Raw genomic sequence first — 24,635 nt, 5'->3', positions numbered from 1 at the left:
CCGTCCCCCTCGTCCGCCGCCGGAGGTTGCCGATGCCCCCGATCTCCCGCCGCACCCTGCTGACCGCGCTCGGCGGGTTCGGGGGTACCGCCTTCACCACCGGCGCGCTCACCGGCTGCACCACCCGGCGCGCCGCGCCCCCGCCCGTCGACCTCGCGGCCGTCGCCGCCGAGGCGCCCTCCCCCACCCCGCTGCCCGACGTCACCGTCTCCACCGCGATGGGGCCGGTCACCGTGCCCGGCGCGCCGATGCGGGTCGTCACCCTCGGCACCGCCGAACTGGACTCCGCGCTCACCTTCGGCATCACCCCGGTCGGCGCGGCCCGGGCGGCCGCCGATCCGGCCCTCCCCGACTACTGGCCCGCCTCCCGGCTCGCCCCGATCTCCTCCGTCGGACCGGTCGGCGACCCGGACCTCGCGGCGATCCGCGCCCTCCGGCCGGACCTCGTCCTCTCCGACCAGGCCCGCGACGGCGCCCGGTACGACGCGCTGCGGGCGATCGCCCCGACCGTCCTCACCCAGGGCACCGGCGCCAACTGGAAGGCCGACGCGCAGACGCACGCCCAGGCGCTCAGCCGGCAGGACGCGGCGGCGGCGTTCGCGGCCTCGTACCAGCGGCACGTCAACCAGGTGGTGACCGCGCTCGCCAACGCCCGCGCGGGCGGGCGGAAGGTCAGCCTGGTGCGGTTCGTCGAGGGCGGCGGGATCCGGCTGTACGGGAAGCAGAACTTCCCGGGCTCACTGCTCACCGAGGTCGGCCTCGGGCGGCCGGACGCGCAGAACGTCGACCAGTTCGACCTGGAGGTCCCGGCCGACCAACTCGCGAAGGCCGACGGCGACCTGCTGCTGTACGGCACCTACGGGGACCCGGTCCGGTCCGGCAGGACCGCCGCGCTGGCGAGTCCGGCCTGGCAGGGCCTGGAGGCGGTCAAGGGGCACCGGGCGTTCCCGGTGGACGACCAGCTGTGGTTCCAGGGCATCGGCTACACCGGGGCCAACTACGTGCTCACCGAGCTGCAGCGCTTCCTCGGCGCCTGAGCGTCAGTCCCAGATGATGTCGTCCGCGGCGGCGGACGCGGCGGCGGGGGCGACGGCGGGGGCGACGGGCGCGGCCTTGGGGGTGGCCGGGGCGGTCACCGGGGCGGTGGGGGTGGCGCCCGGACCGTCCCAGATGATGTCGGCGGAGGCGACGGCGGGGACGAGACCGGTCAGGGCGAGGGCGAGGGCGGTGACCGCGGCGGCCTTGACGGTGACGGTGCGGAACATGACGGGCTCCTCTTCGGGGTGGTGACCTGCTGGCGGCTTTCGGGCTTCCGGTGTTCGCGCCCCGCGGTGGCGCTCCCTCCGACATCCCCTACTCTGCTCGCCGCTCAGGCCCCCGGGAAGGCTTCCCCGGTGGACGGAAACGTCCCTGGACCGTTCCGGCCAGCCGGACCGGGCGCGGCCAGCAACCGCTCGTAGAACGGGCCGACCAACGGCGCCTCCGCCCGCTCCACCCGCCACCCGGCCAGCTCCGGCACCCCGGCCAGCACCCGGTCGCAGAACACCGCGACCCGCCGCTCCGCCTCGACCAGCGACCCCGCGAGCAGGAACACCCCCAGCACGGGGTGCGGCACGGCCTCCCGGTGGACGACGACGTGCTCGATCCCCTCCCCGGGACAGCGGGCGGCCAGCAGCAGACCACGGACCCCGGGCGGAAGCGCCCGCCCGTCCGCCGGGCGACGCAGAGCGGCGTGAACGAGATACATGGGATCGAGCGTGCCGAACGGGGCAATTCACCGACAGGGTCCAGACCTGGACGATCCCGTCCACGACCGGAACCGGCCACTCGTCGGGGAATCAGTCCTCCGCGTCGGCCGAGGCGTTGAGGGAGGTGATGAGGGAGGAGAGGCGGGAGTTCCAGTTCTGGTAGGTCTGGCCGTCGATGGCGTGCTTCTTGGCGAGGTCGCGGACGGTCTTCTGGGCGCCCCTCAACTCGCGGGCGGCTTCGTCGGGTTGGCCCTCGTTGAGGCGGGCGGTGGCCTCGTCGAGGGTGCGCAGGAGGTCGATCTGGCGGTTGCGGTCCTTCTCCACCTGGGTCTGGGCGATGCTCTGGCGCAGGGCGTTGATCTGGACCAGCGGGGTCTGGTTGTGCGGCGCGGGCGGGGTGGTGGGGGCCGCGGTGGTGGGGGTGGCGGACGCGGTCGGGGTGGGGGTCGCGGCCGGCGGCTGGGTGGGGGTGGCGGCGGCCGTGGTGGCGGGGGCGCCGGCGGCGGGCTTGGCGGCCGGGGCGGCCGGGTCGTCGAAGGCGGTGAGGGCGAGCATCGCGGCGCCGGCGATGCCGACCAGGCCGAGCGCGCCGAGGACAAGCGGCTTGCGGCGGTTCTCCTGGACGGGCTCCGGCATCGGCAGCGGGGCCGCCGGGACGGCCGCCATCACCGAGGTGGCCGCCGGGACGTCGCGCGGGGTGGGCGGCAGCAGGGTGGTGTGCTGCTGGTCGGGGACCGGGAAGGCGGGCGGCAGCGGGGCCGCGGCGAGGAGTTCGGCGGTCGGGTCGGAGACCATCAACCCCGGGACGCAGGCGAGCAGTTCGGCGCGCGCCGCGGTCGCGTCCGGCGGGCGGGCGGCCGGGTTCTTGGCGAGCAGCCGCAGCACCGCGGCGTCCAGCGCGGGCGGCAGGCCGGGGCGCCGGGCGGACGGCGGCAGCGGCTGCTCGCCGACGTGCTTGTAGGCGATCGCCACCGGCGTCTCGGCGGTGAACGGCGTCGCGCCGGTGAGCATCTCGGTGAGCACGCAGCCGACCGCGTACAGGTCGGTGCGGCCGTCCAGCGGGCTGGCGGTGGCCTGTTCCGGGGAGAGGTAGGCGGCGGTGCCGAGCACCGAGGCGGTCTGGGTGAGGTTGTGCGAGGAGCCGGCCCGGGCGATGCCGAAGTCGACGACCTTCACCCCGCCGTCGTCGGTGATCATGATGTTGCCGGGCTTGATGTCCCGGTGCACCAGCCCGGCGGCGTGCGCGTGCGCCAGGCCCTCGCAGACCGCCGCCGCGATCCCGACCGCCTGCTCGACCGGCAGCCCCGGCCGCTGGGCCAGCAGCGCGGCCAGCGAACGGCCCTGCACCAGCTCCATCACGATGTACGGCGCGCCCTGGTCCACGCCCGAGTCGAAGACCATGACGATCCTCGGGTGGACCAGCATCGCGGCGTGCTGCGCCTCCCGGCCGAACCGCTCGGCGAACCGCGGGTCGTCGGCGAGGCCCCCGTTGAGGACCTTGACGGCCACCTGACGGCCCAGCACGTGGTCCACCCCGCGCCAGACGGTGGCCATGCCGCCGACGCCGAGTATCTCCACGAGTTCGTAACGCCCGTTCAGCGCCCGTCCGATCACTGGAACCGCTCCCCTCAGAAGCCCTGCCCGGGGTCCCGGACCGTGTCGTGCTCGTGTGCACGATAGCCGCCGACGGCGACCGGTCCGGGGGCCGAGTCGACGAAGACCGGCTGGTCCGGCCGCGCGGGCACCCGCAGGCTGCCGTAGCGCTGCATCCGCTGCCAGCGCAGCCGCGACCCGGCCAGCGCGGTGAACACCGAGTGGATCACCACCAGGTACATCAGCTGCCGGTAGACGAACTGCTGCAGCGGCAGGCTCCAGAGCGGCCCGAGCCGTTCCCGGTCCAGCCGGAACGCGTAGACCCCCATCAGCAACTGGACCAGCAGGAACGCCGCCCAGATCCCGGCGATCCGCACCGGATCCAGGAACACCAGCCCGTACAGCGCGAAGACGTCCACCACCGGGGCGAGCAGCGGCAGCAGCACCTGGAACACCAGCAGGTAGAGCAGCCCGCGCCGCCCCAGCTTGCCCGCCTGCCCGCGCTGGCGCAGCGCGCCGCGGTGCTTCCACATCGCCTGCAGGGTGCCGTAGCACCAGCGGTGGCGCTGGCGCCAGAGCGCGCCCAGCGAGGCGGGCGCCTCGGTCCAGGCCCGCGCCCGTTCCTCGTAGACCACCCGCCAGCCGTCCCGGCAGAGCGCCATGGTGAGGTCGGTGTCCTCGGCGAGGGTCTCCTCGGCGACGCCGCCGACGGCCAGCAGCGCGGAGCGCCGGAAGGCGCCGACCGCGCCGGGCACGGTGGGCATGCACTCGGCGAGGTCGAACAGCCGGCGGTCCAGGTTGAAGCCGACCACGTACTCGATGTGCTGCCAACGGCCGAGCAGCCCGCCCCGGTTGACCACCTTGGCGTTGCCGGAGACGGCGCCCACGGTCGGGTCGGCGAAGGGCTGGACGAGCATCCGGACGGCGTCCGGCTCGAAGACGGTGTCGCCGTCGACCATCACCAGCAGCTCCGCCCGGGCGGCCGCGATGCCGGTGTTCAGCGCGGCCGGTTTGCCCGCGTTGGCCTGCCGGAGCACCCGTACGTACGGGAGCCGCAGCGCCTCGACGAGGTCGGCGGTGCCGTCGGTGGAGCCGTCGTCGACGACGATCACCTCGACCGGGTGGTCGGAGGCGAGCAGTGAGCGGACCGCCGCCTCGATGCCCGCCGCCTCGTTGTACGCGGGCACGATCACGCTGACCGGCTCGGTGACCGGCGGCCCCCACGGGTGCCGGCGGCGCAGCCGCTTGTGCCGGCGGGCGGCGACCAGCACGGCGACCGCCCGCAGCACGCTGACCGCCCCGGCCGCCCAGAGCAGCCAGCCCAGGACGGTGAGCGTCCAGCCCCCGGCCCGCAGCACCTGGATCAGCGCGAGGCCCTGCCAGTGCTCGGCGGCGCCGGCCTTGCGGACCGGGTCGGGCAGGCCGACGGCCTCGCTCACCGTGCTGAACCGGAAGCCGCGCGCCTTGAGCTGGGCGAGCATGCCGTCCAGCGCGGCGACGGTCTGCCAGCGGTTGCCGCCGGCGTCGTGCAGCAGCACGATCTGGCCCTCGTCGCCGCGTCCGGCGGTGGCGGCACCGACGATCTCCTCCACGCCGGGACGGCGCCAGTCCTCGCTGTCCCGGGTGCTGAGCACGGTCAGGTAGCCCTCCCGCCCGGCCTGCCGGACGGCGTCCCAGCCGGGGTCGTCCAGCGCCTCGGCGGTGGACGAGTACGGCGGGCGCAGCAGCGCGGTGGTCACCCCGGCGGCGCCGGCCAGGGTCAGCTGGGTCTCGCGCAGCTCCAGCGAGCGGCGCCAGGCCGGCTGGGCGCCGAGGTCGGTGTGGGTGAAGGTGTGGACGCCGAGCTGGTGGCCCTCCGCGACGATCCGGCGGACCAGCTCGGGGTGGGCGGCGGCCTGGGTGCCGACCACGAAGAAGGTGGCGTGCACCTCGGACCGGCGCAGGGTGTCCAGGACCTCGGCGGTCCAGCGCGGGTCGGGGCCGTCGTCGAAGGTGAGCGCGATGGTGCCGCGGGCGGGGGCGGCGCTGCGCGGGCGGGGGCCGCCGGCGTCGATCACCGGGCCGCCGGTGCGGACCTCCGCGGGGACGGTCGCCCGGCCGGCCGGGCGGGCGGACTGGTCGGGGCGGGCGTCGAAGAGGTGCTGGGTGTAGCCCTGGAGCAGCAGGGCGGCGGCGAGGGCCAGCAGGACGGCGGTGAACAGCAGCCAGTGGGCGCGCAGCGGGCCCTGGCGGACGACGCCGCGACGGCCCCTGCGCCGGGGCTGGGCGGTCCCCCGGGTGTCGCGGGGCGGGGCGGCGGGGGCTCGGCCGGCTCTTCGGCGGGGTGCGCTCACGGTGCGGTGCTGCTTTCGGGAGGGCCGGGGCCGTTGACCGGGTGCCGGAGTGACTCGGGAGCCGGGGTCAGGGTGTGGGGGTCGGCTTGGCGGGCTTGCCGCCGTTGGCGTTGCCGGAGTTGCCGGCGTTCCCCGAGTTGCCGGGCGCGTCGGTGGGGCGGCCGTGGCCGGGGGCGGCGGTGGCGCCGTTGCCGCCGCCGTTGGCGTTGCCGCCCGGGGTCGGCGCGCCCGTCGTCACCGGGGCGGGGCCGGCCGGCGGGGCGGGCGGCGGGGCGGGCGGCTCCGGGCCCGGGGCGCTGGGCTTGCCGGTGGCCACGGTGCCCGCCGGGCCCGTCGGACGGGCGGCGTGCGGGCCCGCGGTGGGCTGGACGCTGTCCGGCCCGGGCTCGCCGGTGATCTCCGGCACCGGGGGCGGCGCGGGTTCGGCCGGCTCCGGCGCGGGCGCGGCGGCGCTCGGCGCGGCCGGCAGCGGCAGGAACGGCGCGCTGACCGTGGGACCGCCGAGCACGGTGCTGGTCAACAGCGCCAGGTAGCCGGCGGCCGGGACTGCGAGCAGCAGTCCCAGCCGCCGGACCCGGCGCTGTCGGCGGCCGGATGAGTCCACGAACACCGGGGCGGTGGTGGTCTCGGCGGCCTCCCCCAAGGGGGTGGCGGCCGGGGAACCGGGCAGCGGATCCCCGGCCGCCGGCTCGTGGTCGTGCAAGGTGACGGTCACGGTCGGGTCCAGGTGTGTGCTGGTCGAGCGGGGTGCCGGCCCGCCCTGACTGCGGGCGGGCGGGCCGGCGGGTTCCGGGCCGCCCGACTGCGGGGCGGGCGGCCCGGAGGGTTCCCGGTCCGCCCTGACTGCGGGCGGGCGGACCGGAGGGTCCGGCCTTGCGGTCCGGCGGCGCGTCCGGGGTGAGCGCCTGCCGGTCCGGTCGGGCCGGCCGGGTGGACGGCGGGCACGGGGGGGCCGGCCGGCCACTCGGGGTCTTCGGGGTGGAGCGGGTGAAGCGGGTGGAGCGGGGTGTGCAGGTGGTGCGGGTCCTACGGCTGGTGCGGGTGGTACGGGTGGTGCAGTCCGGATGAGCGACGGGCCCGGGGGGATTTGCTCGCCGCCCATCCGGAGAACTGGGTCACCTCTTGGTCGAGGTGTCGTCGGGTTTGTCGGTGCGGTCGGTCTTCGGGTGCGCGCTGCCGGACGGTGCCGGCGGCGCGGCCGAGAGGCCCGGCCCGGAGCCGGAACCCGAGCCGGTCGAGGCCGGTGCGGTGGCGGCCTTGGGCTCCTTGCCCGTACCGCCGCTCTTCTCACCGGACGCCGAACCGGAGCCGGAGTCACCGGGGCTCTTGTCGCCGGAGCCGGTGGCCGAGCCCGCGCCGTTCCCGTTGGGCCGGGAGCCGCCCTTGTCGCTGCTGTCGTTCTTGCCGCTCTTGTCGCTCTTGTCGCCCGTGTGGCCGTCGTCGCCCGGCCCCTTGGGCTCCCGCGCGCAGTAGTCCTCCACCTTGTCCGGACCGCCGGCCTCCGCCACCAGGGCGGCGAACTGCGGGTCCGTGGCCAGCTGGCGCGGGCGTTCGCCCTTGCCCACCCGCTCGGTGAAGCCCTTGCAGAGCGCGGCCGGGACCGCGCCGTTCGACTGCCCGCGGCCGGGCGCGGACGGTGCGGCGGGCGCGTTCGGCACCGTCGGCCGGTCGGCCCCGGCGGACGGGCCGGAGCCGGTGGTTCCACCCGACGGACCGGACCCGAACGGCGAGACCGTCGAGCCGGCGGCGGCCGTCCCACCGGACCGCGTCCCCGGTGCGGACGCCGGGCCGGAGGCGATCGGGGCGACCGGGCGGTGGTCCGGTTCGCCCGAACCGCCTCCCAGCGGTGACGGCAGGTTGCCCGTCCCGGCCGCGACCGCGACCCCACCGAGCGCCGTGGCCCCCAGCACGACGGCGACGGCCTTCGTACTGAAGGCCTTCGTCAGCGCGGCGGTTGCCATCGATCGTCTCCGGACGGGTGCGGGTGCGAGTACTGCTGGGACGGGCGCGAGACGGGCCTCCCGGAACGCGGCCAGGGCCGCTTCCTCCCCGGCCAGTTCGCCTTGCGTCACCGGAGCCGCCGCGGCGGCGAGCACACGGGCAATCCCCGCATACCCAGGGCTGCCGTCCGAACCGGTGAGCGAGGCGTCCTGCCCGGCCGACGGGCCGCCCACGGCACCGGCGAGCAGCTGCTCGGCGGTGTCACGGTCGATCCGACGGGGTCGGTTGGTGCTCATCTCATGTCCTTCAGCGTCGCGGCCCGGCGTTCTGTCACACCCTGCGGAGAATTTTTTTTCGCGGATCTTCCGGCGCCCTCCCGAGCACCCGTCCGACCGCCGTCCCGCACCGTCCGGGCCGCCGGGACACCCACCCCGACCACCCCCGTCACCCCCGGTGCGAAGGACTGCTCCAGCAGCTTGGCGAGCCGCTTCAGCCCCCGGTGCGCGGCCATCCGGACGCTGCCGGACCGCTTGCCGAGCACCTCGGCCGCGCTCTCCGCGTCCAGCCCCAGCACCACCCGCAGCAGCACCGCCTCGGCCTGGTCCCGCGGCAGCCGGGAGATCAGCGCCAGCGCGTCCGAGGTGCCGACGGCGGCGAGCGCCGCGCCCGCGGTGTCGTCCCCCGAGTCGCGGTCGAACAGGAAGTCGAACGGCAGGTCGGCGACCGGCCGGCGGCGCCGGGCCCGCAGGTGGTCGAGGGCCCGGTTGCGCGCGACGGTGGCGGCCCAGCCCCGGAAGCCGTCCCCGTCCCCGGTGAAGGAGCCCAGGTCGCGGGCGATCTGCAACCAGGCCTCGGAGGCGATGTCCTCGGCGTCCTGGGCGTCCTCGGGCCGGCCCCCGACCAGCACCCGCAGGTAGCGGAGCAGCCCCGGCTGCACGCTGCGGAACAACAGCCGGAAGGCCTCCTCGTCCCCGTCCTGCGCGGCCCGGACCGCCGCGGTCAGATCGACGGGGGTGGCGGCCGCACCCGTGGGCGGACCTGGTGGCGGGCCTGACGTCGGGACCGGTCCGGACCGGCCGACGGGGCTGTCGGTGCCCGCTCCGGGGCGTTCTGCACTCTGCACCCGCCACATGATGCGCCATTCAGGCGAACGCCCCGGCCCGGCGAACCCGGACCGTTACCCACCGACCGGTGTGCGCCGGTCATACCGGACCAAGGCAACCCGCCTTCGGGGCGAAGGTCCCACGGCCTGCTGGCCTTCGCCTGCGGCCCTACAGCCGCCCTCCTGCCTACGTTGTAGGTGGACGATCCGTCCGGCCGCCGGGCCGCCGCACGCCCTCCCCGCCGTACGCCCCGGCCGCCCCGGACCTCCCGCTCCTCCGCCCGACCCCAGGAACCGCCATGTCCCCCGCCCACGAGCTCTACGAGCGCGGGCTGCGCGACCACCTCGCGCCCGCCCTCCGCCTCCTGGGCCTCACCGGCGGACCCCGGACCTTCCATCTCCCCGACGAGACCCACTGGGCCCTGCTCGGCCTGGTCGAACAGCGCACCGACGGCCGGGTGCGCTACACCTTCGACCTGAGCCTGGTCCGCCGCTCCGCCTGGACCGCCGCCGCCTTCCCCCGGCTGCGCCCCGACCCGCGCGCCGTCTACGGCATCGAGTCCTGGCGGGCCCGGATCGGCGAGGTGCTGCCGGTCGGCGAGGACGTCTGGTGGGAGGTACTGCCCGGGCCGCGCTGGCGGGTCGCGCTGGACGACTCGGTGGCCGCCGTCCGCCACTACGGCCTGCCCGAGCTGCGCCGCCGGGCCGAACGCGACCGGGACGCCGTCGACGGCGCGCCCTACCTCACCCCCGCCGAACTGGAGCAGGTCAACACCACCCTGCTGGCCGTCCCGGTGGCCCGGATCCAGCGCGCCGAGCTGACCGACGGGCTGCTCGTGCTCATCGGCGCCTGGACGCGGGCGGACGCCGCCGCTCGGACGGTGCTGCGCGGCGTCGCCCACGGCTTCCTCTCGGCGGGGGACGAACGGTTCGCCGCCGTCCGCTGCCTGGACACCCTCGGCCGGCCGCTCTGGGACTTCGCCGCCCCGGACCGCTGACCGGTCGCCGTCACCCTCCGCACCATGACAACTGTCATGCGGATCGGGCAACGGACGACACTGCTGCGCAAGGGGGCCGGCTCGGAAGACTGGAGGCACGACGAAGGGGCGCCGCAGCCCGCTTCACCAGTCCGTCCGGGGAGGACCCACCATGAGCCAGATCGCAGCCACCGCCGCCGGCACCACCACCGTCGCCAAGGCCCCGAACCCGCTCACCACCGCGCTCCGCCCGCTCGCCCTCGACATCGCCGCCCCGCTGGCCGGCTTCTACCTGCTGCACTCGGCCTTCGGGATGAGCGAGTTCGCCGCGCTCGCCTGGAGCGGCACCATCCCGGCCGCCCGGACCGCCCTCGGCCTGCTCCGGGAGCGCTCGCTCAACCTGTTCGCGGCGCTGATGCTCGGCGTGAACCTGCTCGGCCTGGCCCTCACCACCGTCAGCGGCGACGCCCGGCTGATGCTCGCCAAGGACGCGGTGCTCAGCGGCGGCCTCGCGCTGGCCGTCCTCGGCTCCGCGCTGACCGCCCGCCCGCTGATGTCCGCCGCGCTGCGCCCCTTCCTCACCAAGGGCGACGCGGCCCGGGACGCCGCCTGGGACCGGCTGGCGGCCGGCCGGGCGGACGGCTCGCGCGCCTTCCGCCGCCACGAGCGGACCTTCTCCGCGATCTGGGGCACCGCGCTGCTGACCGAGTGCGCGGCCCGGGTGGTCGGCGCCTTCACCCTGCCGGTGGCGACCATGGCCTGGCTGTCCACCGCGCTGCTGGTCGCCGCGATCGCCGCCGGCTCGGTGCTCGGCCAGCACGCCGCGGAGCCGATGGCGAAGCTCGTCACCGCCGAGACCGCCGCCTGATCCACTCGTATCGTCCGACCATCCCAGGAACCATCCCTCCCCACCGATAGTCCATATAACGAGGGGGTAACGGGCCCCCGTCGAGGAAACGGGGAACCGATGAGCCGGGCAGACGCGCAGACCACCGCCACCGAGGACCGCACCCTGGTCTGGGACGGCTGTCTCAACGTCCGCGACCTCGGCGGACTGCGCACCACCACCGGCGCCCGCACCGCCCACCGCGCCGTCGTCCGCGCCGACAACCTCGACCGCCTCACCGCCGAAGGCTGGGACGCCCTCCTCGACCACGGCATCCGCACCATCGTCGACCTGCGCAACATCGAGGAGTACAAGCCGCTCCTCCCGCTCCCCGACGGCGTCGACCTGATCCGCGTCCCGCTCGACGAACTCGCCGGCCCCGCCTGGTGGGAGACCTACGGCCACCTCGACGGCACCCCGCTCGCCCTGCGCCCCTACCTCGACCACTGCCCGCACGCCGCCGCCCGGCTGATCACCACCATCGCCGAGGCCCGCCCCGGCGGCCTGGTCGTCCACTGCGGCGCCGGCCGCGACCGCACCGGCCTCGCCGCCCTCCTGCTGCTCGCCCTCGCCGACGTCGAACCCGCCGAGATCGTCGCCGACTACCTGCAGAGCGCCCCCAACGTCCGCCCCCTCTACGGCATGCTGGGCCTCCCCGACCAGTACCGCCGCATCGACGCCGTCCTCGCCGAAGCCGGCACCACCGCCGAAGCCGCCGTCACCACCACCCTCACCGACTTCTCCCCCACCCCCTACCTCCTCACCGCCGGCGTCACCACCACCGCCATAGCCGCCGTCCGCTCCCGCCTCCTGGGCGCGTGACCAGGAAAGGCAGGGCAGGCAGACTCCAGGAGTAGGAAGTCGGCCGGGCCGACTTCCTACTCCGCGCGCTTCAGACCGTCCGCTCGATGTGCTCGAAGATGTCGGCGTCCGTCTCCTGCTGCCACTTCGGCAGGGCGTCCCAGTCAGCGACGTAGCTCGGCTTCGGATCCGCGATGTGCTTGTGGATCTGCGCGATCCAGCAGAGCGCGACGAAGCGGCCCTTCTGCTCCCGGCTCAGCTTGCCGGTCCGACCGCCACTCACCGCCACGAAGTCCCGCACCTGCCCGAACACCGCCGCAGCCGCCTGCCGCTCCCACTCCGGCGTCTCCTCCCAGGGCGCGACATACCCCGCCTTCGGCTCGCCGGGGTAGTGCTTCACCACCCCGGCGATCCACGCCTCACGGAAGATACGGCCGTCCTCGTTCTGCATGCTCGGTCCTCTCGTCATCTCAGGATGCGGTCGTGGGCAAGCCGGCGATCCGGCTACTCAGAGCAGAGATGCGCCGGTCGGCCTTGAACGGCTCAAGATGCTCGTGCAGTTCCCGCAGCTTGTGGCTCATATAGCCCGATCCGCTCGTTTGGGCGAGATCCAGAGCTTCCTCCGCATGCGTCAGGAGCAGGTCGGTGTCCTGGCGCTGGACGCCGAGTATGGCCAAATCCGTGAGGACGCTTCCCCTGCGACGCGGGGACAGCTGCTGAGCCAGTGCCTCACCCAGGGCTTCCTCCGCGAGGTCGGGGCGCCCGAGCCGCACGAAGCAGGTGCCACGTTCCTCGGCCAGACGAGAGCCATCGAATCGGAGCCACCCCCCATTGTGAACCTCGCCTCCCACCTCATGCACCTGACCGGCGAGTTCCAAAGCCCGACCGCACGAATCAAGGTCGCCAAGGCCGGCGAACGCCTCCGCTTGGACGGCGGCCACCCAATGACGGGTCGATAGTTGCCCATCACCCCGCCGAGCCACCGCGGTGGCCGCATTGAGCACCGACACCGCTTTGCCGAACCGTCGTTCATGCAGACTGATGAACGCATGCCGAGTCAGGGCGCACGCCCAGAGGTCGTGCGCCCTGACCTCCCTGGCAGCACTGGCGGCAAGGTGGTAGCAGTGGGCGGCGTCGGTATACCGGTTGCTGTCGAAGAAGACCTCACCGATCAGCTGGAACAGATCCGCCGAGAGCATGCAAAGGCGACGGTGTGCGTCCTCGCCTTGAACCCGATCGAACCCTTCGACCAGTGCACCAAGTTGATCGCGAACCAGCGGGTAGGTTGCAGTCTTTGAGCGCGCCATCGAGAAGGCCTGCCACAGGTGCGTGTTGAGCTGCTCATACCGGTCAAGATCAGCCATGGAAAGCGATCCGGTGTGGCTCCCGGCCGCCGCGACTCCTTCGCCCGGCGGCAACGCGGCCAGGGCTCCTGTGATGCTCAGTATCTGTAGGAACTCTCGACGGTTCATATCATCAACGTCACTCGCATCGAAGTAGATCTGGGACATAACGAGACTGGCGGATGGGGTTCTTTCATCGGAAAGAACGACAGTTGGCGACACGTTGTCGTGGTGCAGCGGTGACAGAAGTGCTTCGAGCTCGGCGGTGGTGACTTCGAGAAGCTCGGCAAGCTTGGGTCGAAAATGCGGCTGCGGCTCAGTTTCGCCTCGCTCCCAGCGGGCGACCGTCGAACGATCAACGCCCAGTGCCGCCGCGAAGGACTCCTGACTGTAGCCGACGGCCTTCCGCCGCCGTGCTAGCTGCCGCCTGATGAGCGCCATCCCGCCTGCCCCTTCGCTCTACTGAGACATCAGCCCAGGCCAGGGCCCCTGATGCATTGAGTATGCGTCAGGACTGCACCAGGAACGCTCTGGTTCTTGCTAACTGCCAGCTGTTTTCCTGGAGATGACCTCATTGGTCGACCAGTCGATCACAGCAGGGGGGAGCGCTTGTTTTTCTGCAAGCGATCCCGCCGCGCGGGATCGCTTGCCCGAGTTCAAGCCGGAGGCTCCCTTGTTCGCCAAGCCCCTTGATGTGCCGGACCGGCCGAGATGATCAGCCCGATGAACACGGCATCGTTCCCGGTGCCACAGGAATGGGGCGTCGACGCGGACGTCCAAGCCGTACCGGCGGCCCGTCGACTGGTCTCGGAGATCGTCCGGACCTGGCGGGTCGCGCTGTCCGAGGATGCCCTCCAAGAACTGGAGCTGTGCACCAGCGAGCTGATCGCCAATGCCGTCGAGCACACCGGTGACCGGTGCCGTGTCGCGGTCCGCTGGACCGGCGGACGGGTGCGCATCGAGGTGGCCGACAGCTCTCCCCTCCTACCCGACGCGGATTCGCCGGGCGAGCTTGCGACGCGCGGCAGGGGGTTGCTGCTGGTGGAGTCGCTGTCCCACGACTGGGGCTGGGAAGCGCGGGGCGCGGGCAAGATCGTCTGGTGCGAGTTCAAGGCCGGCCCTACCGATGAGCTCGTCCACGGATGGGGCACCTTCACCGGGCGGGTGGCATGAAGCCGAGCCGAGTCGAACTCCTCGTGTTCTCCGGAGTGTTCATGGGAGCCACAACCATCGCCTACGGAGCCTCCAGCCTGGTGGATCCGGACCAGCCCGCCGTCGGCCGACTGGTCTGGTGGCTGTTCTTCACATCCGCCCTGATGGCCGGCATGGGGCGGGCCGAGTCCTGGGCCACTCGCTGGCGTTGCCGCCAGATCCTCATCGGCCGCCGACGACGTCGTGCAGTGCCGCCGGAGTAGGAAGTCGGACGGGCCGACTTCCTACTCCACGCTCGCGATGGGCTACCAGAGTTTGTCGATTTCGCCGGGGTGGAGGGCGATGCGGGTGTGGAGGAAGTCAGGGCGGTGGTGACGGGCTTGAGGGGTGAGGAAGGTGGCGACGGTGAGTTTGTCGAAGCCCTCCTGGTCGCTGGGGAAGGGGGCTTCGGGGGTGCCGCCGATGAGGGTGGTGCCGGGGAGGAGAGAGAAGCCGGCGCGCTCGTAGAAGGGGAGCAGCTCGCGGTCACAGGTGAAGATCGCGAGGTCGGCGCCGCTGCGTTCGATGGTGGTGCGGGCGGCGGTGACGAGGTGGTGGCCGTGGCCGCGGCCGCGTACGGCGCGGTCCGTGACGACGGCGCTCAGGCCGCTGGCCGCGTACGTCCGGCCGGCGTGATGGAGGGGCTTGGAGAGGATGTCCAGGGCGGCCACCACGCGGTCGCCGTCGAGGAGGAGCAGGGAGAGCGGGTGCAGGGCCGGGTCATGGACGGGGGCGGCGGTGGGGCCGGCCGGGTCGGGCCAGGCCTGGTGCTGCAACGCGGCTACCTGGAGCTTGAGTTCGCCGGGCACCTCGGCCTCGGGCAGGGTGAGTATCCGCATGCCGTTGCTCCCGTCTGTCACACTCCGGGCGTGATCTTCCGTACCGCCACCCGCCAGGACCTGCCCGCCATCGTCGCGCTGCTCATCGACGAGGACGGGGTGACCGACCCCGCGACCGTCGAGATCAGCGAAGCCTACGCCCGCGCCTTCGACGACATCGACGCCGATACCCGGAACGAGGTGATGGTGCTGGACGAGGGAGACGGCACCGTGCTCGGGTGCCTCCAGCTGACCTACATCCCGGGTCTCGGCCGGGGCGGCGCGGAGCGGGCGCTGATCGAGGCCGTCCGGGTGCGGGCGGACCGCCGGGGTGCCGGGCTCGGGCGCGAGTTGATGGTGCGGGCGGTCGAGCGGGCCAGGACGCGCGGCTGCACGCTGGTCCAGTTGACCAGCAACAAGCGCCGTACCGAGGCGCACCGGTTCTACGCCTCGCTGGGGTTCGACCGCAGTCACGACGGGTTCAAGTTGACCTTCTGAGACGGGAGGAGAGTCGGAAAACCGTTCGCGGGCGGTCGGGAGTGCGGACGATACTGCCCGCATGGTGGACTTCTCCGACTTCGACACCCGTAACTACCCCACCGTGGACGTCCGGACCGGCTACGCCGGCTGGGTGGCCACCTACGAGGACACCGTCGAGGACGCGATGGACCTCGCCGTACTCGACCGGCTCGCCGTTCCCGCCTGGGCGGACGTCCGCCGGGCCGCCGACCTGGGCTGCGGCACCGGGCGGACGGGGGCCTGGCTGCGCGGCCGGGCCGGCGAGGGCCTGGTGCTGGACGGGGTGGACCTCACGCCCGAGATGCTCGCGCGAGCCAAGGAGCGGGGTGCCCACGACAGCCTGACCGAGGGCGACGTGGCCGCCACCGGGCTGGCCGCCGGCGCCTACGACCTGGTGGTCTCCTCGCTGATCGACGAGCACCTGGCCGACCTCGGCCCGTACTACCGGGAGGCGTTCCGGTTGGCCCGTCCGGGTGGGCGCTGCGTGCTGGTGGGCCTGCACCCGTACTTCATCATGGCGGCCGGCATGCCGACCCACTTCACCGGCGCGGACGGCTCGGACGTCGCCATCACCACCCACGTCCACCTGGTCTCCGACCACCTCACCGCCGGTCTGGCGGCGGGCTGGACGCTGGTCGAGATGCGCGAGGCGGTGGTGGACGACGGGTGGATCGCACTGAAGCCGAAGTGGGAGAAGTACCGCAGCCACCCGGTCTCGGCGGCGTACGTCTGGGAGAAGAAGGACTGAAAGAGATCAACTCTCCATAGCGTCAACTGATGGTTGACGATCCCGGATCGACAACCTAAGGTTGACGCTATGGAGAATCCGATCGTTCCCAAGACCACGTCCCTGCGTCTCGACGACCTGATCGACGCGATCAAGAAGATCCACAGCGACGCGCTCGACCAGCTCTCCGACGCCGTCATCGCCGCCGACCACCTCGACGAGCTGGCCGATCACCTGATCGGCCACTTCGTCGACCAGGCCCGCCGCTCCGGCGCCTCCTGGACCGACATCGGCCGCAGCATGGGCGTCAGCAAGCAGGCCGCCCAGAAGCGCTTCGTCCCCAAGGACCCGGGCGCCCCCAACGACCTCGACCCGAGCCAGGGCTTCGGCCGGTTCACCGACCGGGCCCGCAACGTGGTGATCGTCTCCCAGGAGGAGGCCCGCCAGGCCGGCAACGCCGAGATCACCGCCGAGCACCTGCTGCTCGGCCTGCTCGCCGAGCCGGAGGGCCTCGCCGTCAAGGCGCTGTCCGCCCAGGGCGTCACCTCGGAGGCGCTCCGGCGGGCGGCGACCGCCGCCCTGCCGGCCGCCGCCGCCGAGGTTCCGGCGCTCATCCCGTACGACGCGCAGGGCAAGAAGGCGCTGGAGCTGACCTTCCGGGAGGCGCTCAAGCTCGGCCACAACTACGTCGGCACCGAGCACATCCTGCTCGCCCTGCTGGAGTTGGAGAACGGCGCCGGGGTGCTCGACGACCTCGGCGTGGAGAAGGCGGAGGTCGAGACCTTCGTCACCGAGCTGCTCGCCGCGTTCATCGCGTCGAGCGCGGAGGACGGCGGCGAGCAGGCCTGACCCGGACCGTTCCGGGGCCCCGGGACAACGCGCCCAGGGACGGGCGGGGCCCCGGAACTCCCGTGCCGCACGGAGGACTTCAGAAGCCCGACACGTGCGTGGTGACGATCCGCACCCGCCCGTCGGCCTTCGCCTCCAGTGCGGCGCGCAGCCGCAACGAGCGCGCCGGGCCCAGCAGTTCGAGCGCCTCGGCGTCGCTCGCCCAGCGGTGGGAGTCCAGTTCGCCGGCCGGGACGGTCACGGGGGTGCCGTCCGGGACGGTGCCGAAGTCGAACAGGAAGTGCCCGGCCGGATGGTCGAGTTCACCGGACGGGTGGGTCCAGGAGATCGCCAGCAGCTCCCCGGCCGACCGGACGATCCCGGTCTCCTCCTCCAGCTCCCGGGCGGCGCACTCGGCCGGCCCCTCCCCCAGGTCGATCGTCCCGCCCGGGAACTGCCAGTGCTCCCGGTACCCGGCCTTGACGATCAGGATCCGCCCGGACTCGTCCCGCAGGACGCACCCCGCCGCCGCGTAGACGCGCGGCAGCGAGGCCAACCACTCTTCACGGGACTTCAACGGTTCGGCCGGCACGGCGGACCTCCTCGATCGCGGGGCAACAGGGCCCCACTCTGCCAGCCGCGCCCGCCGCCGCTTCAGCTCCGGCCCGCGGCGCGCTCCTCCAGGTGCGCGACCAGCCGGTCGAAGGAGGAGTTGTGGCCGGCCTCGGCCTCCGGGCCCAGGTACATCGCCGGGACGTTCTCCTGCTGCATGATCACCTTGGTCCGGCCCTCGCCCAGGTCGACCAGGGTGATCCGGCCGAGGATGCCGACGCCCTCCTCCAGGAACTCCAGCAGCTCGCCCTCGCGGATGGCGGTGAACCGGCCGCGCACCGGGTACTCGTCGCCGGTCTCGTCCATCACCATCGTGCTGTCGAAGCGCCCGCCGACCTGCGGCTCGATGGTCACGGTCGCCAGCGGCACGTGGGTGCCGACCGGGCCCCAGAAGCGGACGAACTGCTCGGGCTCGACGTACGCGCGGAAGACGTCCGCCGGGGCGGCGGGCAGCTCGCGGGTGATGGTCACGGTGCCGAGGTTCTCGGTCATGGTGTCGCTGTCCTCTGTTCGAAGTGTGCGCCGCTCGGTGCCGCGCTTTCGAAGAGTTAGACCGGGGGCTCATCGGAAACTCATCGCTCCTCGGCGAAGTTTTCCAAAAAACTTCGGACCGGCCGATGAGAGCGGTCCGCCCGGCCGGTCTCAGCTGTGTGAACACCGAATCCAAGGACCTCACCTGCGACCTGGCCGCCCTGCGCACCGCCGACCTGGCCGTCGTCGACGCCCTGGCCCGGCTCAAACGCGCCGCCGCCCGGCACGGCGTCCGGCTGGCCCTGCGCAACGCCGGCGGCCCGCTGCGCGAACTGATCGCGTTCAGCGGGCTGGCCGACGTCCTCCCGGTCGACGGGGGCGGCCTCCCGATCGACGGGGGCGTCCTCCCGGTCGAACCGGACGGCGCGGGGCTACCCGACCTCGGGCAGCTCCTGCCCGGCCGCCAGCCGCGGCGGCAGCCCGAACAGCGGGAACAGCACATCGGTGTCGAGGAAGTTGGTGAGCCCCGTGATCCGGCCCTCTGACACCTCCACCACGATCAGCGCCCACGGCTCGTGCCCGCCCTCCGCACCCGGCCGGTACTGCGCGAACGCCGGGCTGCCGTTGGCCGTGACCGGCACCAGCCGGGAGCCCCGGCAGCCGCAGCCCGGGCCGAGCATCCAGTCGCGGATCTCCCCGCGCCCGGCCAGCCACATCTCGTACGGCGGCATGTTGAGCGTGACGTCCTCGTGCAGCAGTGCCGCCAGGCCGTCCATGTCGTACGCCTCGAAGGCGGTGACGTACCGGGCCAGCAGCGCCTGGTGGTCCTCGTCCAGGACGGGCGCCGGCCGGGCGGCCGCGGGGTCGGCGGCGATCGCGGCCCGGGCCCGCTGGAGCGCGCTGTTGACCGAGGCGACGGTGACGCCGAGCAGCTCGGCGACCTCGTTGGCCCGCCAGCCGAACACCTCGCGCAGGATCAGCACGGCCCGCTGCCGGGGCGCCAGCCGCTGGAGCATCGCGACGAAGGCCAGCCGCACCGACTCGCGCTGCGCGGCCACCTCGGCCGGGTCCCCGCTCTCGGGCAGCACCCGGCCGTCCGGCGCCGGGCCGATCCAGTGCACCTCGGGCAGCTGGGCGCCGGAGGCGGTGGCCACGGTGGACGGGCCGGAGAGGTCCATCGGACGGGCCCGGCCGTTGCGGCCGTTCAGCGCGTCCAGACAGACGTTGGTGGCGATCCGGTAGAGCCAGGAGCGCAGCGCCGCCCGGCCCTCGAAGCCCCGGTACCCGCGCCAGGCCCGGACCATGGTGTCCTGCACGGCGTCCTCGGCCTCGAAGACGGAGCCGAGCATGCGGTAGCAGTAGCCGGTGAGTTCCGTCCGGTACCGCTCCAGCTGGAGCTCGACCGGCTCCTCGGTCACCGACTCGGTCACCGACCCGGTCACCGAATCCGTCATCAGCTCGGCCATCGCCCTGCCCCCAATGTCACCGCTCCGTCGATCGGCACGAAGGTACCGCAGGCCACCGACAACGCCACCGATCCCCCCTGGCCACCGTCCTGACACGAGCTCAGGGCGGTGACCAGGGCGGCGACCAGGAGGGCGGGACAGTCGGTGCGCTCAGTGCCCTCAGTGCGCGCTGTGCTTCTCGGCGCCGCGGTGGCGGTGGCCCTTGAGTTCGGCGTGCTGCGCGGGCGCGGAGTGCATGACCGCCGCCCCGGAGTCCCGGCCGCCGTGCCGGAAGGCGGACGTGCTCGCGTACGCGCCGGCGCCGGCCTGTGGACCGCCGCCGCCCAGCCGTGGCGGGACGGGGGTGGGGCTCATCGCCATGCCCCGCCGTTCGAGCAGTTCCTGGGTGCCACGGCGGAGCTTGTGGGTGCTGCCGGGTGTTCGCTTGGTCATCGTCGGCCTCCCTTCGGCGGCCCCGCCGGCCGGACGGACGTCGACCCGATCGTCGGACGATCGCCGGACGTCGGCCGGGGGCCGTACAGGTGTACGGGCATACGGGCCTTATGTCCCGATTGGCCCTGGATTACACCTCAACCCATGACCGCCGGGACGTCAACCCATGAGCTCGTGGACGTAGCACCAGCGCCAGTCCTCACCCGGCTCGTAGGACCGGATCACCGGATGGGAACTGTTGTGGAAGTGCGCGGTGGCGTGCCGCTGCGGCGAGAAGTCGCAGCAGCCGATGTGGCCGCAGTCCAGGCAGACCCGCAGATGCACCCAGTCCCGGCGCCCCTGCGCCAGGCAGTCGGCGCAGCCGTCCGCCGGCGGCAGGGCCGCGATGTCCCGGGGTGCGGCGGCGAGGTCTTCGCAGGCGCTCATGGACGCAGAGTAGTGACGCCCGGCCCGGCCCGCGCCCCGAGACACGCCCCGGCCGGACGGCCCCGCATGGGAGCATGCCATCCGTGGTCAACGTGACGGGGAGAACGAGCAGCGGCACCCGCGGTGCCCCCACCGCCGACGGGGTGCCCGCTCCGGCGACGGCACCGACGACACCGACGGCGGCACCGTCATCGGCACCGTCATCGGCACCGACGGCGACACCCGCGACCACCGAGCAGCACCCGCCGACACCCCCCGGCATAGCCCGCACCGGCCGGGTCCGGCAGCCCGTGGCGCTGATCCGGCTGCTGGCCGGCCTCGCCGCGATCGCCCTCACCCTGCTGCTCGCCGACTACGCCCGCGCCACCACCAACGGCATCGCCGCCGACGTCGCCGACGCCGCCCGCCTGGTGCCGCACCCGCTCGGCGGCCTCGCCACCGGCCTCACCACCGCCGCGCTGCTCCTCGTCCCCGGCTACTCGGCCGCCCGCCGGCTGCTCGACGGCACCCGCGACCGCCGGCACGTCCTCCAGCACCTCGCCGACGGCCTGCTGGCCGCCGTCCTGGCGTACGGCGGCTCGCTCGCCCTCGACCTCTGGATCGACGGCTCGGCACCGTTCTCCCTGGTCTCCGCGCTCACCCAGCCGCTGCCGGGCGACCCGCTCACCCACACCGAGCCGGTGTACGGCTACCTCGCCCCCGTCCTCGCCTTCCTCATCGCCTCCGGCGCCCGCGAACGGCGGGTGCCCCGGATCGCCCTCACCCTCGCCGCCCTGGCCGGGCTGGCCGGCGGGGTCGCCACCCCGACCGCCCTGCTGCTCGGGCTGCTGATCGGCTGGACGGCCGCCCACGGCACCCGCTACGCCGTCGGCGCCCCCAACCCGACGCCGGGGCCCGCGCAGCTGCTGCACACCCTGCGCGGGGCGGGCCTGCGCCCGGTCGCCGCCACCCCGGCCGGCCCGGACCGCTACCTGGTCCGCCAGACCTCCGGCCGCCCCGAACTCGACGTCCAGCTGCTCGACCGGCAGGCGGTCACCGCCGCCCTGGTGCAGCGGGCCTGGCGCCGGCTGCGGCTGCGCACCGCCCCGCACCCGCGCGCCCTGCGCTCGCTGCGCACCGGGCTGGAGCACGAGGCGCTGGTCTCCTACGCGGCCGTCGCCGCCGGGGTCCGCACCTGCCGGATCGCCGCCACCGCCGAGCTCGGCCCGGACACCGCGCTGGTCGCCTACGAGCGGCTGCCCGGCCGCACCCTGGACGAGCTGGCCGACGAGGAGCTCACCGACGCGCTGCTCGCCGACGCCTGGGGCCAGCTGGCGCTGCTCCAGCGGCGGGAGATCTCGCACCGGGCGCTGGTGCCGTCCGCGCTGCTGGTGGACGGCGCCGGGGCGGTGCACCTGCTGGGCTTCGCGGACGGCGACATCGCGGCCAGCGAACTGGTGCTGCGCGCCGACATCGCCCAGCTGCTGACCACGCTGGCCCTGCGGGTCGGCGCCGAGCGGTCGGTCCGCGCGGCGGTGGCGGTGCTCGGCCCGGACGCGGTCGGCGCGGCGCTGCCGCTGCTGCAGCCGATCGCACTGGCCCGGGAGACCCGGCACGCCCTCAAGCGGGCCGCCGCCGCCCGCCGCACCGCCGCCGTCCCCGCCCGGCCCGACAAGGCCGGCGCCCGGCACGACAGCACCCCCGCCCAGCGCGGCAGCACCCCGGCCCAGGGGGACAAGGCCCCCGGGCGGCACGACCAGACCCCCGCACCGGCCGGGCCCGTCCAAGACCTGCTCGACGAGATCCGCGCCGAGGTGCTCCGCAGCCGCCCGCAGGCGCCGGTCCGCCCGGTCAAGCTGGAGCGACTGCGCCCCCGCACCCTGCTCGTCGTCGTCGGCGGCGTGGCGGCCGGCTGGCTGCTGCTGCCCCAGTTCTTCGTCAGCGAGCAGAACCCGATCGCCGCCGTCGCCGACGCCGACCCGTTCTGGCTCGTGCTGGCCCTGCTCGCGGCCGCCGCCAGCCACGTCGTCTCGGCGATGGGCTTCGTCGGCTTCGTCCCGGAGCGGCTGGACTTCCGCAACGCCGTGCTCGTCCAGCTGGCCGGCTCCTTCGTGAAGCTGGTCTCCCCCGGCGGGGTCGGCGGCGTCGCCCTGAACACCCGCTTCCTCCAGCGGGCCGGCATCCCGACCGCGCAGGCGCTGTCCAGCGTCGGCGTCGGCCAGCTGCTCGGCCTGGTGCTGCACCTGCTCCAGCTCGGCGCCTTCGTCTACCTGACCGGCGTGGAGCCCGGCGGCTCGGAACTGGACGCGCTGCCGACCGTGGCCGGCGGCCTCGCGGTGGCGGGCGCCCTGCTGGCCGCGGTCTGGGCGGTGCCGCCGGCCCGGCGCTGGCTGGCCGCGCGGCTGCGGCCGCTGACCACCGAGGTGCTGCCCCGGCTGGTGGAGCTGCTGCGCAACCCGGGCCGGCTGGCGATCGGCTTCACCGGTCAGCTGCTGGTGTCGATCACCCTGATCACCTGCCTGTACTGCTGCGCCCGGGCGGTCGGGCGGGAACCGGCCTTCGCCTCGGTCGGGGTGGTGTTCCTGGTCGGCAACGCGGCCGGCAGCGCGGCGCCGACGCCGGGCGGGGCCGGGGTCGTGGACGGCATGCTGGCGAAGGGGCTGGAGCTGGTCGGCTCGATGGAGGGCGGCGGGGCGCTGGCCGCCGTCGCGCTCTTCCGACTGCTCACGCTCGTCCTGCCGGTGCTGCCGGGCTGGGCGGCGTTCGGCTGGCTCCAGCGCCGCGGGGCGCTGTAGCTGCGGGGACTACTCCCGGTACTCGTCCTCGTCCAGCTGGACGACCCGGCTCTGCTCCGCGACGTCCGCGACGTCGGTGGCCGGGTCCGCGCCGAGCGCGCGGCGCTCGGCCAGCTCGTCGTACTCGTCCTCCTCCGCCGCTCCCTCCGGTTCCACGGCCTCGTCGACCTCGTCCAGGTAGTCCTCGTGGTTCTGCGGCATGGCGTCCGTCCTCGCTGTTCGGAGGCTCCCCCCGGCCCGGTGGGGGTACTGGAAGTATCCGTCGGCGGCCGCCCGGGCGCGACGGCGGCCGCGCCGTACGGGCCGTGCGCGCGGACGGGCCTCCCGGCCACCGGGGTACGATCGGTGCCGTACCAGCAGGGCTTACCCACACCTCCCGGTGGCCCCGAGGCCCTTACGAACGACGGGGAAACCATGTCCGGCTCGCACTACTTCAGCGGTGCACCCGAGGTCGCCAGCGAGCGCCGTCCGATCACGGTCACCCTGCCGGACCTCACCCTGGAACTGACCACCGACGCGGGCGTCTTCTCCCGCACCCGGCTGGACCCGGGCACCCGGATCCTGCTGGAGCACGCCCCGCCGCCCCGGGTGCGCGGCCCGATCCTGGACGTCGGCTGCGGCTACGGCCCGATCGCGCTGACCTGGGCGACCCGGCGCAAGCGGCTCCCGGTCTGGGCGGTGGACGTGAACAACCGCGCCCTGGAGCTGGTCCGGCACAACGCCGAGGCGCTGGGGCTGGGCAACGTGCAGGCCGCGCTGCCCGAGGAGGTCCCCGCCGACCAGCGGTTCGCGGCGATCTACTCCAACCCGCCGATCCGGATCGGCAAGGCGGCGCTGCGCCGGCTGCTGGAGCAGTGGCTCGGCCGGCTCACCCCGGACGGTTCGGCGTTCCTGGTGGTGCAAAAGCACCTGGGCTCGGACTCGCTGCAGAAGTGGCTGAACGAGCAGGGTTACCCGACCACCCGTGTGGCCTCGGTCAACGGGTTCCGGATTCTGGAAGCGCGGCCCCGCCCGACGGCGGGCGAGGGCCCCGAGAGTGGACGAGGGACGACGTCGTGAAGCAGCTCCGCGGGACCGAACTGAAGCGGCTGCACCGCTCGTGGCGGCGTGGCAACGAGTTCCGGCTCGCGATGATCCTGGAGAACCTCCAGTCGCCGTTCAACGTCGGCTCGATCGTCCGGACCGCCGCCGCGATGGGCGCGGAGAAGCTGTACCTCACCGGCGACACCCCCTCGGTGCGCTCCTCGGGCGCGCAGAAGGCCGCGATGGGCACCGACAAGTACCTGAAGGTGGAGCACTTCCCCACCGTCGCGGACGCGGTGGCGGCGGCGAAGGGCGACGGCTTCAAGGTGGTCGGCCTGGAGCTGGCGGACGAGGCGGTGCCGATGTTCGCCGCCGAGCTGACCCCGGCGGTCGCCTTCGTGCTGGGCCACGAGGACCGCGGCGTGACCGCCGACGCGCTCGAACTCTGCGACCAGGTGGTGTTCGTGCCGCAGCTGGGCCGGGTCGGCTCGCTGAACGTCTCCGCCGCCGCGACGGTGGCCTGCTACGAGGCGCGCCGCCAGGGCTACGCGCTCACCGGCACCCCGGACAGCTCCGACGCCGGCGGCCCGGACGAGGACTGACCGGTCTGCCCGGGCGGGCGTT

General features: G+C 74.0%; 29 protein-coding genes. 13 read left to right on the top strand and 16 right to left on the bottom strand.

Translation table 11 applies throughout. From position 1 onward, the window contains the following. Positions 1–32 precede the first annotated feature (32 nt). Positions 33–1,037 carry an iron-siderophore ABC transporter substrate-binding protein gene (locus tag AB0N76_RS01955; RefSeq protein WP_363551920.1) on the top strand — a complete coding sequence of 335 codons (1,005 nt, stop codon included), beginning with the start codon at positions 33–35 and terminating at the stop codon, positions 1,035–1,037. Between the two features lie 3 nt (positions 1,038–1,040). On the opposite strand, the gene AB0N76_RS01950 is transcribed toward AB0N76_RS01955, so the two are convergent. The 7 genes from AB0N76_RS01950 to AB0N76_RS01920 all read right to left on the bottom strand — a co-directional run bounded on the left by AB0N76_RS01950 (position 1,041) and on the right by AB0N76_RS01920 (position 8,618). After that, the gene (locus AB0N76_RS01950) at positions 1,041–1,265 is read right to left on the bottom strand and encodes a hypothetical protein (RefSeq protein WP_363551922.1); all 225 of its coding nucleotides are present in this window, start codon (positions 1,263–1,265) and stop codon (positions 1,041–1,043) included. Positions 1,266–1,369: 104 nt separating this feature from the next. Further along, positions 1,370–1,747 (bottom strand): hypothetical protein, encoded by a 378-nt coding sequence (locus tag AB0N76_RS01945; protein ID WP_363551924.1) that lies wholly within the window; start codon positions 1,745–1,747, stop codon positions 1,370–1,372. A 91-nt stretch (positions 1,748–1,838) separates the two neighbouring features. Continuing rightward, on the bottom strand, positions 1,839–3,362 hold the full coding sequence (locus AB0N76_RS01940) for a protein kinase (RefSeq protein WP_363551926.1): 1,524 nt from the start codon (positions 3,360–3,362) through the stop codon (positions 1,839–1,841). A gap of 14 nt (positions 3,363–3,376) precedes the next feature. Further along, positions 3,377–5,674: a bifunctional polysaccharide deacetylase/glycosyltransferase family 2 protein gene (locus tag AB0N76_RS01935; RefSeq protein WP_363551928.1), complete on the bottom strand. Its 2,298-nt coding sequence runs from the start codon at positions 5,672–5,674 to the stop codon at positions 3,377–3,379. A 67-nt stretch (positions 5,675–5,741) separates the two neighbouring features. After that, complete coding sequence (locus tag AB0N76_RS01930; protein WP_363551930.1) at positions 5,742–6,389, bottom strand: hypothetical protein; 648 nt, start codon at positions 6,387–6,389, stop codon at positions 5,742–5,744. 400 nt (positions 6,390–6,789) lie between these two features. Next, positions 6,790–7,911: a hypothetical protein gene (locus AB0N76_RS01925; RefSeq protein ID WP_363551932.1), complete on the bottom strand. Its 1,122-nt coding sequence runs from the start codon at positions 7,909–7,911 to the stop codon at positions 6,790–6,792. Further along, positions 7,908–8,618 (bottom strand): RNA polymerase sigma factor, encoded by a 711-nt coding sequence (locus AB0N76_RS01920; protein WP_363552231.1) that lies wholly within the window; start codon positions 8,616–8,618, stop codon positions 7,908–7,910. Before AB0N76_RS01920 ends, AB0N76_RS01925 begins: the two co-directional genes overlap by 4 nt. Positions 8,619–9,016: 398 nt before the next feature. On the opposite strand from AB0N76_RS01920, the gene AB0N76_RS01915 reads away from it, so the two are divergent. The 3 genes from AB0N76_RS01915 to AB0N76_RS01905 all read left to right on the top strand — a co-directional run bounded on the left by AB0N76_RS01915 (position 9,017) and on the right by AB0N76_RS01905 (position 11,402). Next, positions 9,017–9,715: a hypothetical protein gene (locus AB0N76_RS01915; RefSeq protein WP_363551934.1), complete on the top strand. Its 699-nt coding sequence runs from the start codon at positions 9,017–9,019 to the stop codon at positions 9,713–9,715. A 151-nt stretch (positions 9,716–9,866) separates the two neighbouring features. Beyond that, positions 9,867–10,562, top strand: a complete 696-nt coding sequence (locus tag AB0N76_RS01910; RefSeq protein ID WP_363551936.1) for a VC0807 family protein — start codon at positions 9,867–9,869, stop codon at positions 10,560–10,562. Positions 10,563–10,661: 99 nt separating this feature from the next. Then, positions 10,662–11,402: a tyrosine-protein phosphatase gene (locus tag AB0N76_RS01905; RefSeq protein ID WP_363551938.1), complete on the top strand. Its 741-nt coding sequence runs from the start codon at positions 10,662–10,664 to the stop codon at positions 11,400–11,402. 70 nt (positions 11,403–11,472) lie between these two features. Here the strand turns inward: AB0N76_RS01905 and AB0N76_RS01900 are convergent, their stop codons facing one another. Next, positions 11,473–11,832, bottom strand: coding sequence for a hypothetical protein (locus tag AB0N76_RS01900; RefSeq protein ID WP_363551940.1), 360 nt, complete (start codon positions 11,830–11,832; stop codon positions 11,473–11,475). A 19-nt stretch (positions 11,833–11,851) separates the two neighbouring features. Then, positions 11,852–13,165: a helix-turn-helix domain-containing protein gene (locus tag AB0N76_RS01895; RefSeq protein WP_363551942.1), complete on the bottom strand. Its 1,314-nt coding sequence runs from the start codon at positions 13,163–13,165 to the stop codon at positions 11,852–11,854. 282 nt (positions 13,166–13,447) lie between these two features. Here AB0N76_RS01895 and AB0N76_RS01890 point away from each other — a divergent pair, with 282 nt between their 5' ends. Continuing rightward, entirely contained in the window at positions 13,448–13,897 is a 450-nt protein-coding gene (locus tag AB0N76_RS01890; protein WP_363551944.1) for an ATP-binding protein, read from the top strand. A 41-nt stretch (positions 13,898–13,938) separates the two neighbouring features. Beyond that, complete coding sequence (locus AB0N76_RS01885; RefSeq protein WP_363551946.1) at positions 13,939–14,139, top strand: hypothetical protein; 201 nt, start codon at positions 13,939–13,941, stop codon at positions 14,137–14,139. 42 nt (positions 14,140–14,181) lie between these two features. Here the strand turns inward: AB0N76_RS01885 and AB0N76_RS01880 are convergent, their stop codons facing one another. Beyond that, positions 14,182–14,754 carry a GNAT family N-acetyltransferase gene (locus tag AB0N76_RS01880; protein WP_363551948.1) on the bottom strand — a complete coding sequence of 191 codons (573 nt, stop codon included), beginning with the start codon at positions 14,752–14,754 and terminating at the stop codon, positions 14,182–14,184. 30 nt (positions 14,755–14,784) lie between these two features. Here AB0N76_RS01880 and AB0N76_RS01875 point away from each other — a divergent pair, with 30 nt between their 5' ends. From AB0N76_RS01875 to AB0N76_RS01865, 3 genes are all read left to right on the top strand, one after another. Next, on the top strand, positions 14,785–15,231 hold the full coding sequence (locus AB0N76_RS01875) for a GNAT family N-acetyltransferase (protein ID WP_363551950.1): 447 nt from the start codon (positions 14,785–14,787) through the stop codon (positions 15,229–15,231). A gap of 61 nt (positions 15,232–15,292) precedes the next feature. Next, positions 15,293–16,000, top strand: a complete 708-nt coding sequence (locus AB0N76_RS01870) for a class I SAM-dependent methyltransferase (protein WP_363551952.1) — start codon at positions 15,293–15,295, stop codon at positions 15,998–16,000. A 69-nt stretch (positions 16,001–16,069) separates the two neighbouring features. Continuing rightward, complete coding sequence (locus AB0N76_RS01865; RefSeq protein WP_363551954.1) at positions 16,070–16,828, top strand: Clp protease N-terminal domain-containing protein; 759 nt, start codon at positions 16,070–16,072, stop codon at positions 16,826–16,828. 79 nt (positions 16,829–16,907) lie between these two features. Here AB0N76_RS01865 and AB0N76_RS01860 read toward each other — a convergent pair whose 3' ends face one another. Both AB0N76_RS01860 and AB0N76_RS01855 read right to left on the bottom strand, forming a co-directional pair. Then, positions 16,908–17,399, bottom strand: coding sequence for an NUDIX hydrolase (locus AB0N76_RS01860; protein ID WP_363551956.1), 492 nt, complete (start codon positions 17,397–17,399; stop codon positions 16,908–16,910). Positions 17,400–17,461: 62 nt separating this feature from the next. After that, the gene (locus tag AB0N76_RS01855) at positions 17,462–17,911 is read right to left on the bottom strand and encodes an SRPBCC domain-containing protein (protein WP_363551958.1); all 450 of its coding nucleotides are present in this window, start codon (positions 17,909–17,911) and stop codon (positions 17,462–17,464) included. A 125-nt stretch (positions 17,912–18,036) separates the two neighbouring features. Between AB0N76_RS01855 and AB0N76_RS01850 the strand changes: the two genes are divergently transcribed. After that, positions 18,037–18,435 carry an STAS domain-containing protein gene (locus tag AB0N76_RS01850; protein WP_363551960.1) on the top strand — a complete coding sequence of 133 codons (399 nt, stop codon included), beginning with the start codon at positions 18,037–18,039 and terminating at the stop codon, positions 18,433–18,435. Here AB0N76_RS01850 and AB0N76_RS01845 read toward each other — a convergent pair. The 3 genes from AB0N76_RS01845 to AB0N76_RS01835 all read right to left on the bottom strand — a co-directional run bounded on the left by AB0N76_RS01845 (position 18,322) and on the right by AB0N76_RS01835 (position 20,214). After that, complete coding sequence (locus tag AB0N76_RS01845; RefSeq protein WP_363551962.1) at positions 18,322–19,344, bottom strand: sigma-70 family RNA polymerase sigma factor; 1,023 nt, start codon at positions 19,342–19,344, stop codon at positions 18,322–18,324. The genes AB0N76_RS01850 and AB0N76_RS01845 overlap by 114 nt on opposite strands. A 171-nt stretch (positions 19,345–19,515) precedes the next feature. After that, on the bottom strand, positions 19,516–19,788 hold the full coding sequence (locus AB0N76_RS01840) for a hypothetical protein (protein WP_363551964.1): 273 nt from the start codon (positions 19,786–19,788) through the stop codon (positions 19,516–19,518). A gap of 159 nt (positions 19,789–19,947) precedes the next feature. Further along, positions 19,948–20,214 carry a UBP-type zinc finger domain-containing protein gene (locus tag AB0N76_RS01835; protein ID WP_363551966.1) on the bottom strand — a complete coding sequence of 89 codons (267 nt, stop codon included), beginning with the start codon at positions 20,212–20,214 and terminating at the stop codon, positions 19,948–19,950. A gap of 290 nt (positions 20,215–20,504) precedes the next feature. Between AB0N76_RS01835 and AB0N76_RS01830 the strand changes: the two genes are divergently transcribed. Then, positions 20,505–22,988, top strand: a complete 2,484-nt coding sequence (locus AB0N76_RS01830) for a lysylphosphatidylglycerol synthase transmembrane domain-containing protein (RefSeq protein ID WP_363551968.1) — start codon at positions 20,505–20,507, stop codon at positions 22,986–22,988. 9 nt (positions 22,989–22,997) lie between these two features. Here the strand turns inward: AB0N76_RS01830 and AB0N76_RS01825 are convergent, their stop codons facing one another. Then, the gene (locus tag AB0N76_RS01825) at positions 22,998–23,189 is read right to left on the bottom strand and encodes a hypothetical protein (protein ID WP_363551970.1); all 192 of its coding nucleotides are present in this window, start codon (positions 23,187–23,189) and stop codon (positions 22,998–23,000) included. Positions 23,190–23,402: 213 nt separating this feature from the next. Between AB0N76_RS01825 and AB0N76_RS01820 the strand changes: the two genes are divergently transcribed. Together AB0N76_RS01820 and AB0N76_RS01815 are read left to right on the top strand one after the other, a co-directional pair. Further along, the gene (locus tag AB0N76_RS01820; protein WP_363551972.1) at positions 23,403–24,047 is read left to right on the top strand and encodes a methyltransferase; all 645 of its coding nucleotides are present in this window, start codon (positions 23,403–23,405) and stop codon (positions 24,045–24,047) included. Next, positions 24,044–24,613 carry a TrmH family RNA methyltransferase gene (locus AB0N76_RS01815; protein WP_363551974.1) on the top strand — a complete coding sequence of 190 codons (570 nt, stop codon included), beginning with the start codon at positions 24,044–24,046 and terminating at the stop codon, positions 24,611–24,613. Before AB0N76_RS01820 ends, AB0N76_RS01815 begins: the two co-directional genes overlap by 4 nt. Positions 24,614–24,635: the final 22 nt, after the last annotated feature.

Source organism: Kitasatospora sp. NPDC093806, assembly GCF_040683335.1.
Classification (GTDB): Bacteria; Actinomycetota; Actinomycetes; order Streptomycetales; family Streptomycetaceae; genus Kitasatospora.
This window is presented reverse-complemented; position numbering and strand designations above follow the sequence as displayed.

Coding starts and splice junctions, on each gene's coding strand:
- AB0N76_RS01825 (WP_363551970.1), bottom strand. CDS start 23,189: ATGCCGCAGAACCACGAGGACTACCTGGACGAGGTCGACGAGGCCGTG.
- AB0N76_RS01850 (WP_363551960.1), top strand. CDS start 18,037: ATGAGAGCGGTCCGCCCGGCCGGTCTCAGCTGTGTGAACACCGAATCC.
- AB0N76_RS01890 (WP_363551944.1), top strand. CDS start 13,448: ATGAACACGGCATCGTTCCCGGTGCCACAGGAATGGGGCGTCGACGCG.
- AB0N76_RS01885 (WP_363551946.1), top strand. CDS start 13,939: ATGGGAGCCACAACCATCGCCTACGGAGCCTCCAGCCTGGTGGATCCG.
- AB0N76_RS01900 (WP_363551940.1), bottom strand. CDS start 11,832: ATGCAGAACGAGGACGGCCGTATCTTCCGTGAGGCGTGGATCGCCGGG.
- AB0N76_RS01820 (WP_363551972.1), top strand. CDS start 23,403: ATGTCCGGCTCGCACTACTTCAGCGGTGCACCCGAGGTCGCCAGCGAG.
- AB0N76_RS01910 (WP_363551936.1), top strand. CDS start 9,867: ATGAGCCAGATCGCAGCCACCGCCGCCGGCACCACCACCGTCGCCAAG.
- AB0N76_RS01950 (WP_363551922.1), bottom strand. CDS start 1,265: ATGTTCCGCACCGTCACCGTCAAGGCCGCCGCGGTCACCGCCCTCGCC.
- AB0N76_RS01955 (WP_363551920.1), top strand. CDS start 33: ATGCCCCCGATCTCCCGCCGCACCCTGCTGACCGCGCTCGGCGGGTTC.
- AB0N76_RS01835 (WP_363551966.1), bottom strand. CDS start 20,214: ATGAGCGCCTGCGAAGACCTCGCCGCCGCACCCCGGGACATCGCGGCC.
- AB0N76_RS01845 (WP_363551962.1), bottom strand. CDS start 19,344: ATGACGGATTCGGTGACCGGGTCGGTGACCGAGTCGGTGACCGAGGAG.
- AB0N76_RS01855 (WP_363551958.1), bottom strand. CDS start 17,911: ATGACCGAGAACCTCGGCACCGTGACCATCACCCGCGAGCTGCCCGCC.
- AB0N76_RS01865 (WP_363551954.1), top strand. CDS start 16,070: ATGGAGAATCCGATCGTTCCCAAGACCACGTCCCTGCGTCTCGACGAC.
- AB0N76_RS01840 (WP_363551964.1), bottom strand. CDS start 19,788: ATGACCAAGCGAACACCCGGCAGCACCCACAAGCTCCGCCGTGGCACC.
- AB0N76_RS01945 (WP_363551924.1), bottom strand. CDS start 1,747: ATGTATCTCGTTCACGCCGCTCTGCGTCGCCCGGCGGACGGGCGGGCG.
- AB0N76_RS01895 (WP_363551942.1), bottom strand. CDS start 13,165: ATGGCGCTCATCAGGCGGCAGCTAGCACGGCGGCGGAAGGCCGTCGGC.
- AB0N76_RS01915 (WP_363551934.1), top strand. CDS start 9,017: ATGTCCCCCGCCCACGAGCTCTACGAGCGCGGGCTGCGCGACCACCTC.
- AB0N76_RS01905 (WP_363551938.1), top strand. CDS start 10,662: ATGAGCCGGGCAGACGCGCAGACCACCGCCACCGAGGACCGCACCCTG.
- AB0N76_RS01925 (WP_363551932.1), bottom strand. CDS start 7,911: ATGAGCACCAACCGACCCCGTCGGATCGACCGTGACACCGCCGAGCAG.
- AB0N76_RS01870 (WP_363551952.1), top strand. CDS start 15,293: ATGGTGGACTTCTCCGACTTCGACACCCGTAACTACCCCACCGTGGAC.
- AB0N76_RS01880 (WP_363551948.1), bottom strand. CDS start 14,754: ATGCGGATACTCACCCTGCCCGAGGCCGAGGTGCCCGGCGAACTCAAG.